Genomic DNA, 13,503 nt, shown 5'->3' with positions numbered 1-13,503 from the left:
AAACAACGGTGGCAGGGGGCTTGCCACCTGCCACCGTTGTTTTTGGTCAGGCTTGAGCTCAGGCGAGGTCGACCAGCACGATCTCGCTGTCTTCAATTGCGGTGACGCGCAACACCTGCTCAGCCTCCACCGCGACACCGTCCCGAGCCTGTGCACGCAAGCCGTTGACTTCAACCACACCGGTCGCCGGCACCAGATACGCCCGACGGCCCTGGTCCAGGCGGTATTCGGCAGTCTCCCCGGCCTTAAGGTTGGCCGCCACCAAGCGTGCATCGGCACGAATGCGCAGGCTTTCGCTGTCACCGGCTTTGCCGCTGGCTAGAGTTACAAAGCCTTCGCGATCGCCTTTCGGGAACGGCTTGGCGCCCCAGGAAGGCGGCAGGCCAGCTTCATTCGGGATAATCCAGATCTGGAAAATCTTGGTCGGCGTGGCCTCCAGGTTGTATTCGCTGTGGGCGATCCCGGTGCCAGCGCTCATCACCTGCACATCGCCAGCCTCGGTACGGCCTTTGTTGCCCAGGTTGTCCGCATGGCTGATAGCGCCTTCACGCACATACGTGATGATCTCCATGTCGCGGTGTGAGTGCTGCGGGAAGCCGGTGCCGGGAGCGATGATGTCGTCGTTCCAGACCCGCAGGTTGCCCCAGTGCATGCGCTTGGGGTCGTGGTATTCGGCAAATGAAAAATGGTGATGGGCGTCAAGCCAGCCGTGGTGGGCGCCGCCCAGGAGTTGAAAGGTCGAAGTTCAAGCATGATCGTCTCCTGTTGATGGCGCCTATGATCCGACAGGCCATGATCGATAAAAAGCGTAAAAAATGCCTGATTCCTATCGGTTAACTCGATTGATTGCTGGCGTTTTGACTTTCATTTCATCGCCTAACTGTATGACCGCAAAGCAATTGGCTGGAACTGAACGCCGATTCCGGCGACCATGGCGCTCTTGTCAAAACCAACCTCATCGCAGGAGTCCGCGTGCCGCAACACAAGCCTGATTTGCCCCCCGAACTGCGACCTATTGCCGAAATGCCCCTGTTCAAGCGCCTGGCCGCTCGCTTGTTCGGCCATGGCCTGACCCGCTTGCGCGCTCAGCACCGGTTTTCCTGGCTGCATGGGCAGGCGGACGGTTTCCGTAGTGGCCACGAAGCGGGGGTGGAGTATGGCTATCGCGAGGGCAAGGCAGACGGCCTTGAAGAAGGCCGGCAAGTCCTGCTGATTCGTGACTTTCGCCCGGATGAGCACCAAGCGCCAGGCGTGGACGACAGCCTGTTCGATGATTGGCGCCTGCCGCTGACGGCCGATATCAAAAAGCGCATCAAGGCGGATTTGGCCCGCTTGCTTCCGGCCCATGCCCAGCCCAGCGCGGCGCAATGGAAGATGATTTTCAGCGACACGCCTTCGACTTCGGTGATTGCAGGTGCCGGCGCCGGCAAATCCACCTCGCTGGTACTGCGCATTTTGCTGCTCACCCATTACCTGGGCTTCGAGCTGAGTTCGATGACCGTGGTGACCTTTACCCGCGAGTCGCGCAAAGACTTCGTCAACAAGCTCATGGAAATTCTTGGGTTGTGGGGCCAACCCCTTGGTCTCAAAGAGGCTCAGGCCGTCGTGCGGACCTTTCACTCGCGCATCCTGCCGATGGTACGCAGCTTGCCGGGGTTTGAGCGGTTGCAGGCTTTCGAGAACCTCAGCGCCGGTTTTGAGGAAGCGGACAGCAACCCCTTCGATCTGCGCATCAGCGACGCCCAGCGCCAACAGATGAACGCCTGCTATCACCGGCTGCATGGCCGCCATGCGCGGTTCCGCGAGCTGATTGCGCCGCTGGCACGCCAGGGCCTGCAGCTGAGGGAGCTGGAGCGTGATCACCCGGACGTACAGAAACGCGTGGCGGTGACCGAACTGGCCGCCAAGCGCGATGAAGAACTGTGCGATGTGCTCGAAGACCTGTGGTTTCGCGCCGGCGCCTGGCCGATCAAAGGCATTGAGCCGAGCCGCCAGACCTTCGAAATCAATGGCGCGCAATTTCATTGTCACGGTTACATCCCGGAGCTGGACGCCTGGGTCGTGCTGGGCTTCGATGCGCGGGAAAACCCACAGATCAGCCGGCCGAACTCGAAACTGTCGGTGCGTGCAGAGTGGGCGGTCAAGCGCACGCTGTTTCAAGCTTTCTGTCGTAAGCCTCTGATTTGGCTTGATAGTTATGATTCATCAACGCGCCTTTTAAGCAGTTTGGCCGGTGATGCCAGCGCCGGGCCGGGGTTTGATTACAAGGTCAAAGGCGAACTTGCCTCGGCGCCGTTGCTGGACAGTTTTGTGATGGCGGCCGGGTTTATCGAAAACCTCGGCCTGGACGTGCCTACTGCCGTCGGCCAGATGAGTTTCGCCAAGGACGACCCGGACCGGCTGTTCTTCGAGGCCCTGAGCATCTTCTGGAAAGCCCTGGAAGATCACCTGCTGGATCAATCGCCGCCGGTCATGACTTACAACCGGATGTTCTCGCTGTTCGGTGAGAACACCCCGGAAAACCTCAAGTTGCTGAGTGATCCGCTGCTGCGGCCGATGTCGCATTTGATGATCGACGAATTTCAAGACGTTTCGCCGCAGATCGTCTCGTGGATTCGCGCCAGCTTGCGTGAAATTCGCAGCCGTGGCCCGGCGATGCACGTAGGGCGTGGCGCGCAGCGTTCTTCGCTGTTGTGTGTGGGGGATGACTGGCAGTCGATCTATGGCTGGCGCGGCAGTTCGCCGAAGTTCTTCATGGACTTTAACCAGGAGTTCCCATCCCCGAGCACCACCCGCGTGATGCTGGCAGAGAATTACCGCAGCCATCAGCACATCGTCGATGCCGCTGAACATATCGTACGTGCGGCCCCGGCAATTCCCGGGAAAAAAGCCAAGGCCAGCGGCACCCCCAAAACGTTGGTGCCGGTTGTGGTGCTGGAGCGGGACGATGCCGCGCTCGGTCGGCAACTGCTGGAGCATTACCAGAAGGGCGAATCGATCTTGATGTTGTATCGAAAAAGCAGCGATAAACTATTGATACAAGAGCATATTCAATCCGTAGTTAATGTGGATTCTAGCTTGCCACCTCAATCACGCAGGTTGAGACAACTGACCTATCACAGTGCCAAGGGCCTGCAGGCAGACGCCGTGTTTCTGCTTGGGGATTGCCAGCACGTGACTAGCTCGCCCTACAAGAACCAGGTCTATCGCATGGCCGGCTTAGGCAAGGATGGCGACAGCGAGCCCTATGACACGGCGCAAAAAGACGAAGTGTTGCGCCTGGCGTATGTCGGCATTACCCGGGCGGTGAGCCACTGCTATTGGTATGTGGAAAAACCGGAAGGCGCAGCGGTGAATGTGCCGAAGGCGTCACAGCGGGTCGATGGGAAGAAAGCGTTTTTTGACGATCGGCGCTCCTGAACACTGCCGATAAGCAATGTGGGAGCGGGCTTGCCCGCGAAGGCGGTGGTTCAGCCACCATAGATGTCGACTGATATGCCGTCTTCGCGGGCAAGCCCGCGCCCACAGTAGATAGTGAGTGTCTGAAAAAACCGGTAAATCAGGCCCGCAACGACAGCGGGGGTACAAAGGATTCCAGCTCATCCTCCACCGCTTCGATAATCCGCTCCACATCGGCGGCATTCATCACCGTGGCGCAGGGGATGCCGGCTATCGCGATCAGCGTCTCGCCGCTGGCCCGGTCGAACAGGCGGGCGATCATGCTGCCGGGCGCGTCCATGCTTGCCTCGAAACCCATCGGATGAAAATGCCAGCGCATCAGCTGGCAGGCGTTGGGGAATGTCACTTTGTTCATCTTGCCCACCTTGTTCATTGAGCGCTTCCTTTAGCTCGCGGCAGGGGAGCCATAACCTTCAATGGTCGTGGCGTCGAAGTTTCAAAATAGCATTCGTTCGCAAGCCCAAGGGGACTTTTTTCGCCCCGTTCGGCGGTTGTTTTTCATTCACTTGATGTGGGTCATGTTCCGCGCAAAACCAGGCAAAAGGCCATTAGTCAGAAGCGCCAATCAGCCATTGAATGCGCCGGTAAAATTCGGCAATCTCCGAGGTTTATTCGCCGCAGAGCCTTCCATGCCCGACATCGCCCCGGACGACGATAACCAGCATTCCCACGCCACGGGCGAGCTGGTGTTGCGCCATCACCTGTGCTGGCGCCATCGAGATCTTGAAGGGGTAATGTCCTACTACCACCCGGACATCCAATACCACGACTTTTTCCAGAACCGTGTCATCGGTCACGCCGAGTTGCGTGAGTACCTGCAAGCCAGCATGCCGCGTGAGGCCGACGAGGCGATTGAGCACACCGACCGCATCCGCGCCGATGGCGACACGGCGTTTATCCAGTACCGCATCACATTGCGCGGCAGCCAGGGCCTGGTGTCGTTTCGCACCAGCGAGGCGATCACCGTGCGCGACGGGCTGATCTGGCGGGTCAACGAGTATGCCTCGCTGGTGCACGAACAACCTGCCCAGGCACTGCGCCCCACGGTCAGTCGGCTGGGCCTCTCGCCCCAGCAATTGGGGCATATGGCCAATGATCTGCAGCAATACTTCGAGCTCAAGCAGCCGTATCTGGACCCGGAACTGGACCTGCAGCGCGTCTCGCGGGAGTGTGGCTATAGCCGCAATCAGATGTCCTACTTGCTGAACCAGGTGCTGGGGCAAAGCTTCTACCGTTACGTCAATCAGGCGCGGCTCCAGCATTTGCTGGCGGCCCTGAACCACGCCGTGCCGCCGATCAAGGTCGATGACCTGGCCTTTGCCGCCGGTTTCAACTCGCTGTCGGCGTTCTACAGCGCATTCCGCCAGCACACGGGCCAGTCGCCCAAGGCTTACGTCAAACAAATTTCCCTGCGTGCACGCGCGCAAGACAGCCCCTGACACCGCGCTCTAGGATCGCCTTACCGAAACGAGGTAGGGGAACCTGGCATGCCGGCATGGCGCAATATCAGTTTATGGATGGACCAGTTGGACGACCCGCTGCAGGCGCGGCCGGCGCTTGCGCATGACCTGGACGTCAACGTGGCCATTATCGGCGCCGGCTACACCGGCCTGTGGACCGCCTATTACCTGAAACGCCAGGCCCCCGAGCTGAAAATCGCGATTATCGAAGCGCAAACCGCCGGCTTTGGCGCCTCGGGCCGTAACGGCGGCTGGCTGATGGGCAACCTGCTGGGCGAAGACCGTTTACTCGCCGGCCTAGCCCCCGAACAACGCCGCGCCTCGTTTGACCTGTTGCATGCCATCCCCGACGAAGTGGCCCAAGTGTTGGCCCGTGAAGGCGTCGACTGCGACTACCGCAAAGGCGGTGCCCTGTACTGTGCGGCGCGTTACCCGGAGCAGGAAGCCAGCCTGCGTCGCTATCTGGACAAGCTCTACGCCCAGGGCCTGACTGAAGCCGACTACCGCTGGCTCGGCCCGCAACAGCTGGCCGAGCAAATCCGCATCGCCAAGCCGTATGGCGGGATTTTCGCCCCGCATGTCGCGACCATCAACCCTGCCAAATTGGTGCGCGGCCTGGCGCGGGTGGTGGAAAGCATGGGCGTGAGCATCTATGAAAACAGCCCGGTCACGCACTGGCAGTCCGGCAGCCTGCGCACCGCCCAGGCCAGCGTAAGGGCGGCTTGGGTGGTGCCGGCGGTCGAGGGGTATGCCAACACATTGCCGCCGCTGGGGCGTTATCAGTTGCCGGTGCAAAGCTTGATTGTCGCCACCGAACCGTTGCCCGCCAGCACCTGGGATGAAATCGGCTTGAGCCAGGGCCAGGCTTTTGGTGAAAGCAGTCGCCAAGTCACCTATGGGCAGCGCTCGGCAGATAACCGGTTGGTGTTCGGTGCCCGTGGCGGCTATCAGTTTGCCGGCAAGCTGCGGCACAACTTCGATTTGACCGACAGCGAAGTGGAACTGCGTCGCTATCTGTTCGGTGAACTTTTCCCACAGCTTAAAAACGTACGGATTACCCATTCCTGGGGCGGTAACCTGGGCATGTCGAGAAATTTCCGACCGCACATGCTGTGTGACCACAACACCGGGATCGCTCTGTCCGGCGGCTACGGCGGGGAGGGCGTCGGCGCCACGAACCTGGGAGGCCGGACCCTGGCCGACCTGATCCTGGGCCGCGACACCCCGCTGGTTGAGCAACCCTGGGTGCTCCGCGAGCGTGGCCTGGATGCGCTCAAAGCCTGGGAGCCCGAACCCTGCCGCTGGCTGGGGTACAACGCGATCATTCGCAGTTTTGTCCATGAAGACCAGGTGCTGGCCAACCCCAACAGCGCGCCCTGGCGCCGCAAGCTGGCGACTGGGGTGGCCGGGTTCATGGAAGGTTTCATGCACTAAGTCGTTTCACTCACACGGGAAACCCCATGAGCATCACTCAATTCAAAGACACCCTGAATGCCCACCTGCCGGACTCCTCACCGGTCGCCGTGCCTTTGGGCGAGCCCGTCGCCGTGGCCTCGACCTTGAGCGTTGAGCGCAACGACGGCGTCGAAACCGGCATCTGGGAATGCACCCCGGGCCGCTGGCGTCGGCAGATCAAATCCCAGGAGTTTTGCCACTTTGTCCAGGGCCGCTGCACCTTCACCCCCGACAGCGGTGAAGTGGTTCACATAGAAGCCGGCGATGCACTGATGTTGCCGGCCAACAGCACCGGCATCTGGGATATCCAGGAAACCGTGCGCAAGACCTACGTATTGATTCTGTAACGCTTTGATCCTTGATCGCCTGCCATAAAAACAGCCCTAAAACCGCCAGGAAATCGAACCATGAAAGCCATTGCCCTGTTGCCCTTGATGTTGGTGGCCTCTATCAGCCAGGCCGCCGAGACGGTGAAAATCTACAATTGGTCGGACTACATTGCGCCGGACACCACGAAGAACTTCCAGAAAGAAACCGGCATCGGTTTTACCTACGACGTGTACGACAGCAACGAAACCCTCGACGGCAAGTTGATGACCGGTAAATCGGGGTATGACGTGGTGTTCCCGTCCAACCATTTCATGGCGCGGCAGATCCAGGGCGGCGCCCTTAAAAAACTCGACAAGAGCCAGTTGCCCAACTGGAAAAACCTCAACCCCGTGCTGCTCAAGGCCCTGGAAAACAACGACCCGGGCAATGCGCATGGTTTCCCTTACCTGTGGGGCAGCACCGGCATCGGCTATAACATCGACAAGGTCAAAGCCGTACTGGGCGATAACGCGCCGGTGGATTCCTGGGACCTGATCTTCAAGCCCGAAAACATGGCCAAATTGCAGAAGTGCGGGGTGGCGATCCTCGATAATGGTCCGGAACTGTTGCCTGCCGCGCTGAATTACCTGGGTTTGCCGCACCACAGCAAGAAGGCCGAGGACTATAAAAAAGCCGAAGACTTGCTGATGAAAGTGCGGCCTTACGTGGCGTACTTCCATTCCTCGAAATACACCGCCGACCTGGCCAATGGCGACATCTGCGTGGCCGTCGGCTTCTCCGGCGACATCCTGCAGGCCGAAAGCCGTGCCAAGGAAGCTAAAAACGGTGTGAACATCGGCTACAACATTCCCAAGGAAGGCGCCGCCATCTGGTTCGACATGGTCGCCATGCCCGCCGATGCGCCTGACGAAAACGCCGGCTATGCGTTCATGAACTACCTGTTGCGCCCGGAAGTGATGGCCAGCATCACCAACTACGTGCACTACGCCAACGGCAACCAGGCGGCCGACAGCCTGGTAGACCCGGCGATCAAGGCCGACACCAAGGTGTACCCGAGCCCGGAAATGATGGGCAAGTTGTTCGCACTGGAAGCGATGCCGCTGAATATCGACCGGATCCGCACCCGGGTATGGAACACCATTCGCACCGGTCGCTGAGTTAGCGCGAGGGCTTTGTGCGGTGCGGCCGGTTCATCTGGGACGCTGACTCATGTCGCGAGCAAGCTTGTGTGGCGAGCGGGCTTGCCCGCGTTGGGGCGCGAAGCGGCCCCCTCTCAAGGCAATGCGGTGTATCTGGTCATCCGTGGCTTCAGGTCTTGGGGCAGCTGCGCAGCCCAACGCGGGCAAGCCCGCTCGCCACAAAAGCCCACTTACCAGATTAGTCCGTACCCATAATTGGGCCTTGCGGGCTATTGTCCCGGTAATAGGGGCCAGCCATAAGTAATTAGTTAAGGTAGTGGCTGTTTAATGTTGCCAATGACACCCTGCCAATATATTGGATCCATTTATAACGCGCCCACTCGCAACTTAAGCGGCTTTACCGCTATTTAATATTTAAATAACTGGCGCTGTCTTTTGTCGGACAAAACCAAGTGCGCCCAATAGATACGGCCTCGCAAATTTTTAAGTTGTTTGCGCGGCTTTTTTTTGCCAGGAAATAGAGGTAGACGAAAGATTTCAAGTTGTGTCAGTTTCCTTACGCCTCCAAAAGAGGCGAGTGATAGGACGATCTCGCCCGCGGGGTTCCTATCGATCAAAGACTGATGAACTTGCAAACAAGGAAGTACGTTTATGTCAAAAGTAAAAGACAAGGCTATTGTGTCGGCGGCGCAAGCCAGTACCGCTTACTCGCAAATCGATAGCTTCAGCCATTTGTATGACCGTGGCGGCAACCTCACGGTCAATGGCAAACCCTCCTATACCGTTGACCAAGCGGCTACCCAGCTGCTGCGCGACGGCGCCGCGTACCGGGATTTTGACGGCAACGGCAAGATCGACCTGACCTACACCTTCCTGACCTCGGCCTCCTCGAGCACCATGAACAAACATGGCATCGCGGGCTTCAGCCAGTTCAACGCACAGCAAAAAGCACAGGCCGTACTGGCCATGCAATCCTGGGCGGACGTGGCCAACGTCACCTTCACCGAGAAAGCCACCGGCGGTGACGGCCACATGACCTTCGGCAACTACAGCAGCGGCCAGGATGGCGCGGCAGCCTTCGCTTACCTGCCCGGCACCGGTGCAGGCTACGACGGCACGTCGTGGTACCTGACCAACAACAGCTATACGCCAAACAAAACCCCGGACCTTAACAACTACGGCCGGCAGACCCTCACCCACGAAATCGGCCACACCCTGGGCCTGGCTCACCCTGGCGACTACAACGCCGGGAATGGCAACCCGACCTACAACGACGCGACCTATGGACAGGACACGCGCGGCTACAGCCTGATGAGCTACTGGAGCGAGAGCAATACTAACCAGAACTTCAGCAAAGGCGGGGTCGAGGCCTACGCGTCCGGCCCGCTGATCGACGATATCGCGGCGATCCAGAAGCTCTACGGCGCCAACTACAACACCCGCGCCGGCGACACCACCTACGGCTTCAACTCCAACACCGGGCGGGATTTTCTCAGCGCCACCTCGAATGCCGACAAACTGGTGTTTTCGGTGTGGGACGGCGGTGGCAATGACACCCTGGACTTCTCCGGTTTTACCCAAAACCAGAAGATCAACCTCAATGAGGCTTCGTTCTCCGACGTTGGCGGCTTGGTGGGTAACGTGTCCATTGCCAAGGGCGTGACTATCGAAAACGCCTTCGGTGGTGCGGGCAACGACCTGATCATCGGCAACAACGCGGCCAACGTGATCAAGGGCGGTGCCGGCAACGACCTCATCTACGGCGGTGGCGGGGCGGACCAACTGTGGGGCGGCGCGGGCAATGACACGTTTGTGTTCGGCGCCAGCTCCGATTCCCGGCCGGGTGCCGCGGACAAGATCTTTGACTTTACCTCCGGTTCCGACAAGATCGACCTCAGCGGCATCACCAAAGGCGCGGGCCTGACCTTCGTCAATGCCTTCACCGGGCATGCCGGCGATGCGGTGCTGAGCTACGCGGCAGGCACCAACCTGGGTACCTTGGCCGTCGACTTCTCCGGGCACGGCGTGGCGGATTTCCTCGTCACCACCGTAGGCCAGGCAGCCGTCGGCGACATCGTGGCGTGATGCACGGGCGCGGCGTTTCGGCGCCGCGCCTTCCAGGAAGGAGCTTGCAATTGAGCCGTTTTTTTCAACTGATCGCCTGCGTTATGCAGGTGATGTTCGTGTCGGCAGGAGCCCACGTCATGGCGAGCAGTCTTGTTTTACCCACCACCGCACAATTAGCCGGCCACTGGCAGTTGCACCAGCAGGGCAAGGTCTGTGCGCTGGACTTGCTGGAACAGGCGAATGCCTTGGCCGGTGATGTGGCGTGCGCCGAACAATGGCTCGGGGACAAACCCCTGAGCTGGTCGCCGACCCCCGATGGCATCTGGCTGATGAATGCCGAAGGCAGCGGTATTACGCATTTGAATCGCCAGAAAGAAGGCGAATATAAAGGACGCACGCCTTCCGGCAGCGAAGTTGTATTGCAACGAGCGCCTTAGTTGTTCGTTATAACGCTATAACCCGATTTTAATAGTTGGCCGCCTCGTACTCAGGGGTTGGGGCAACTATTGCCCGTCTTTCGCTCAGAGAAGATCAAACACTATGGCGAAGTCCCCTGCCGTTGCGCCCTTATTCAAGGCGCTGGGTGAATACAAGAGCATCTTGATCAGCATTGGTTGCTTTACCGCACTGATTAACCTGCTGATGCTGGTGCCGTCGATTTACATGCTGCAAGTGTATGACCGCGTGCTGTCCTCCCAGAATGAAACCACCCTGGTGATGTTGACGCTGATGGTCGTGGGGTTCTTTGCGTTTATTGGCCTGCTGGAAGTCATCCGCAGTTTTATCGTGATCCGTATTGGTAGCCAGTTGGAGCGGCGCTTCAACTTGCGCGTGTACAAGGCCGCGTTTGAACGCAACCTGCAGCGCGGCCAGGGGGCATGCGGGGCAGTCCCTGGGCGACTTGACCCAGATCCGCCAATTCATCACCGGGCCAGCGCTGTTCGCGTTTTTTGATGCGCCGTGGTTTCCCATCTATCTGTTTGTGATTTTCCTGTTCAACGTGTGGCTCGGCGTGTTGGCCACCGCCGGCGCGCTGCTGTTGATCGGCCTGGCGTGCCTCAACGAATACCTGACCAAAAAACCATTGGGCGAAGCCAGCGGTTACTCCCAACAATCGACCCAGTTGGCCACCAGCCATTTGCACAATGCCGAGACCATCCAGGCCATGGGCATGCTCGGCGCGTTGCGCACGCGCTGGTTCGCCGTGCATTCGCAGTTTCTAGGCTTGCAGAACAGCGCCAGCGATACCGGCTCGGTGATCACCTCCCTGAGCAAATCCCTGCGCCTGTGCCTGCAATCGCTGGTGCTGGGGCTGGGCGCACTGCTGGTGATCAGGGGCGATATGACGGCCGGGATGATGATCGCCGGCTCGATCCTGATGGGCCGCGTGCTGAGCCCCATCGATCAGTTGATTGCGGTGTGGAAGCAGTGGAGTTCGGCCAAATTGGCCTACCAGCGGCTGGATGACTTACTGCGCGAGTTTCCACCGGAAGTGGAGCAGATGAAGCTGCCGGCGCCCAAAGGGCAGGTGAGTTTCGAACAGGTCAGTGCCGGCCCGCCCGGGCAGCGCATGCCCATCCTGCATCAGGTCAGCTTCAACCTCGGCGCTGGCGAAGTGCTAGGCGTGCTCGGCGCCTCGGGTTCCGGCAAATCCACCCTGGCCCGTGTGCTGGTGGGCGTATGGCCAACCCTGGCCGGCACCGTGCGCCTGGACGGTGCGGATATCCATCGCTGGGACCGCGACGACCTCGGCCCGCATATCGGCTATCTGCCGCAGGACATCGAGCTGTTCAGCGGCAGCATTGCCGACAACATCGCGCGCTTTCGCGAGGCCGACCCTGAGCAAGTGGTGCGCGCCGCGCAACAGGCCGGCGTGCATGAACTGATCCTGCGCTTGCCGCAAGGCTACGACACGCTGTTGGGCGACAACGGTGGCGGCCTGTCCGGCGGCCAGAAACAACGCGTGGCCCTGGCGCGTGCGCTGTACGGCGGGCCGCGCCTGATCGTGCTGGATGAACCCAACTCCAACCTCGATACCGTCGGCGAAGCCGCGCTGGCCAGCGCCATCGTGCAGATGAAGGCCCAGGGCAGCAGTGTGGTGCTGGTGACCCATCGTTCTTCGGCGTTGGCCCAGGCCGACAAGTTGCTGGTGCTCAACGAAGGGCGCTTGCAGGCGTTCGGACCAAGTCAGGAAGTGCTGCGGGCGTTGTCCGGTCAGCAGGAAGCCCCGAGGGAAAAGCCCGGGGTGAGTTTCAGTCGTCAGTATCAAGCCGGAAGGAATCCAGGCGCATGAGCAGCATCACTTTTGAGCAACGCGACGCGGGTTTTTTCGTGCGTTTGGGCTGGTGGCTGACGGTACTCTGCGCCGGTGGATTTTTCCTGTGGGCCAGCCTGGCGCCCCTGGATCAGGGCATTCCGGTACAAGGCACGGTGGTGGTGTCGGGCAAACGCAAGGCGGTGCAAACCTTCAGCCCCGGCGTGGTCAGCCGGATTCTGGTGAAGGAGGGCGAGCTGGTGAAACAGGGCCAGCCGCTGTTTCGCCTCGACCAGACCCAGAACAGGGCCGATGTGCAATCCCTGCAAGCCCAGTACCGCATGGCCTGGGCCAGCGTGGCCCGCTGGCAAAGCGAGCGCGACAACCAATCCAGCATCACCTTTCCCGCTGAGCTGAGCGCCGACCCCGACCCAGCCCTGGCGCTGGTGCTGGAAGGCCAGCGCCAACTGTTCAGCAGCCGTCGCGAAGCCTTTGCCCGTGAACAGGCAGGGATTCGCGCCAATATCGACGGAGCCACCGCGCAACTCGCTGGCATGCGCCGTGCCCGCAGCGACTTGACCGCCCAGGCCCAATCCCTGCGCGATCAACTGAGCAACCTGCAGCCCCTGGCGGACAACGGCTACATCCCGCGCAACCGGTTGATGGAGTACCAACGCCAGCTGTCCCAGGTGCAGCAGGACCTGGCGCAGAACACCGGCGAAAGTGGCCGCGTGGAGCAGGGCATCCTCGAATCGCGCCTCAAACTGCAGCAGCACAGCGAGGAATACCAGAAGGAAGTGCGCAGCCAGTTGGCCGACGCGCAACTGCGCAGCCTGACCCTGGAGCAGCAACTCACCTCGGCCGGGTTTGACCTGCAACACAGCGAGATCAACGCCCCGGCGGATGGCATCGCGGTCAATCTCAGCGTGCACACCGAGGGCGCGGTGGTGCGTGCCGGTGAAACCCTGCTGGAAATCGTGCCCCAAGGCACGCGCCTGGAAGTCGAAGGGCATTTGCCGGTGCATCTGGTGGACAAGGTCGGCACGCACTTGCCAGTCGATATCCTCTTCACCGCCTTCAACCAAAGCCGCACACCCCGCGTGCCGGGTGAGGTCAGCCTGATTTCCGCCGACCAGATGCTCGATGAAAAAACCGGCGCGCCGTATTACGTGCTGCGCACCACGGTCAGCGACGCCGCGCTGGAAAAACTCCACGGACTGGTGATCAAGCCGGGCATGCCCGCCGAGATGTTTGTGCGCACCGGCGAGCGCTCCTTGCTCAATTACCTGTTCAAGCCGCTGCTGGATCGCGCCGGCTCAGCGTTGACCGAGGAATGAGC

General features: G+C 60.2%; 9 protein-coding genes and 2 pseudogenes. 9 read left to right on the top strand and 2 right to left on the bottom strand.

Annotated elements, in window-relative coordinates:
• Window positions 1-58: 58 nt before the first annotated feature.
• Window positions 59-753: pseudogene (locus LRS56_11795) on the bottom strand (pirin family protein).
• Window positions 754-972: 219 nt separating this feature from the next.
• On the opposite strand from LRS56_11795, the gene LRS56_11790 reads away from it, so the two are divergent.
• On the top strand, window positions 973-3,420 hold the full coding sequence (locus tag LRS56_11790) for a UvrD-helicase domain-containing protein (protein WDU65072.1): 2,448 nt from the start codon (window positions 973-975) through the stop codon (window positions 3,418-3,420).
• 139 nt (window positions 3,421-3,559) lie between these two features.
• Here LRS56_11790 and LRS56_11785 read toward each other — a convergent pair whose 3' ends face one another.
• On the bottom strand, window positions 3,560-3,832 hold the full coding sequence (locus tag LRS56_11785; GenBank protein ID WDU65071.1) for a DUF1652 domain-containing protein: 273 nt from the start codon (window positions 3,830-3,832) through the stop codon (window positions 3,560-3,562).
• Window positions 3,833-4,088: 256 nt separating this feature from the next.
• On the opposite strand from LRS56_11785, the gene LRS56_11780 reads away from it, so the two are divergent.
• The 8 genes and pseudogenes from LRS56_11780 to LRS56_11745 all read left to right on the top strand — a co-directional run bounded on the left by LRS56_11780 (window position 4,089) and on the right by LRS56_11745 (window position 13,501).
• Window positions 4,089-4,898 (top strand): helix-turn-helix domain-containing protein, encoded by an 810-nt coding sequence (locus LRS56_11780; protein ID WDU65070.1) that lies wholly within the window; start codon window positions 4,089-4,091, stop codon window positions 4,896-4,898.
• 48 nt (window positions 4,899-4,946) lie between these two features.
• The gene (locus LRS56_11775) at window positions 4,947-6,353 is read left to right on the top strand and encodes an FAD-binding oxidoreductase (GenBank protein ID WDU65069.1); all 1,407 of its coding nucleotides are present in this window, start codon (window positions 4,947-4,949) and stop codon (window positions 6,351-6,353) included.
• A 26-nt stretch (window positions 6,354-6,379) separates the two neighbouring features.
• Window positions 6,380-6,721 carry a cupin domain-containing protein gene (locus LRS56_11770; protein WDU65068.1) on the top strand — a complete coding sequence of 114 codons (342 nt, stop codon included), beginning with the start codon at window positions 6,380-6,382 and terminating at the stop codon, window positions 6,719-6,721.
• A 60-nt stretch (window positions 6,722-6,781) separates the two neighbouring features.
• Window positions 6,782-7,861 carry a polyamine ABC transporter substrate-binding protein gene (locus LRS56_11765; GenBank protein WDU65067.1) on the top strand — a complete coding sequence of 360 codons (1,080 nt, stop codon included), beginning with the start codon at window positions 6,782-6,784 and terminating at the stop codon, window positions 7,859-7,861.
• Window positions 7,862-8,494: 633 nt separating this feature from the next.
• Window positions 8,495-9,928: a serralysin family metalloprotease gene (locus LRS56_11760; protein WDU65066.1), complete on the top strand. Its 1,434-nt coding sequence runs from the start codon at window positions 8,495-8,497 to the stop codon at window positions 9,926-9,928.
• Between the two features lie 50 nt (window positions 9,929-9,978).
• On the top strand, window positions 9,979-10,347 hold the full coding sequence (locus LRS56_11755; GenBank protein ID WDU65065.1) for a protease inhibitor Inh/omp19 family protein: 369 nt from the start codon (window positions 9,979-9,981) through the stop codon (window positions 10,345-10,347).
• Between the two features lie 103 nt (window positions 10,348-10,450).
• Window positions 10,451-12,203, top strand: a pseudogene (locus tag LRS56_11750) (type I secretion system permease/ATPase).
• A complete protein-coding gene (locus LRS56_11745) occupies window positions 12,200-13,501 on the top strand; it encodes an HlyD family type I secretion periplasmic adaptor subunit (protein ID WDU65064.1) in 1,302 nt (433 codons plus the stop codon). Before LRS56_11750 ends, LRS56_11745 begins: the two are co-directional and overlap by 4 nt.
• The last annotated feature ends 2 nt before the right edge of the window (window positions 13,502-13,503 follow it).

It is taken from the genome of Pseudomonas poae (genome assembly GCA_028869255.1).
Lineage (GTDB): Bacteria > Pseudomonadota > Gammaproteobacteria > Pseudomonadales > Pseudomonadaceae > Aquipseudomonas > Aquipseudomonas poae_C.
The sequence above is the reverse complement of the archived record's forward strand: the minus strand, read 5'-3'. Positions and strand labels throughout refer to the sequence as shown.

Bases quoted from the DNA above. Each gene is read 5' to 3' on its own strand.
- LRS56_11785 (WDU65071.1), bottom strand. From the start codon at position 3,832: ATGAACAAGGTGGGCAAGATGAACAAAGTGACATTCCCCAACGCCTGC.
- LRS56_11780 (WDU65070.1), top strand. From the start codon at position 4,089: ATGCCCGACATCGCCCCGGACGACGATAACCAGCATTCCCACGCCACG.
- LRS56_11775 (WDU65069.1), top strand. From the start codon at position 4,947: ATGCCGGCATGGCGCAATATCAGTTTATGGATGGACCAGTTGGACGAC.
- LRS56_11770 (WDU65068.1), top strand. From the start codon at position 6,380: ATGAGCATCACTCAATTCAAAGACACCCTGAATGCCCACCTGCCGGAC.
- LRS56_11765 (WDU65067.1), top strand. From the start codon at position 6,782: ATGAAAGCCATTGCCCTGTTGCCCTTGATGTTGGTGGCCTCTATCAGC.
- LRS56_11760 (WDU65066.1), top strand. From the start codon at position 8,495: ATGTCAAAAGTAAAAGACAAGGCTATTGTGTCGGCGGCGCAAGCCAGT.
- LRS56_11745 (WDU65064.1), top strand. From the start codon at position 12,200: ATGAGCAGCATCACTTTTGAGCAACGCGACGCGGGTTTTTTCGTGCGT.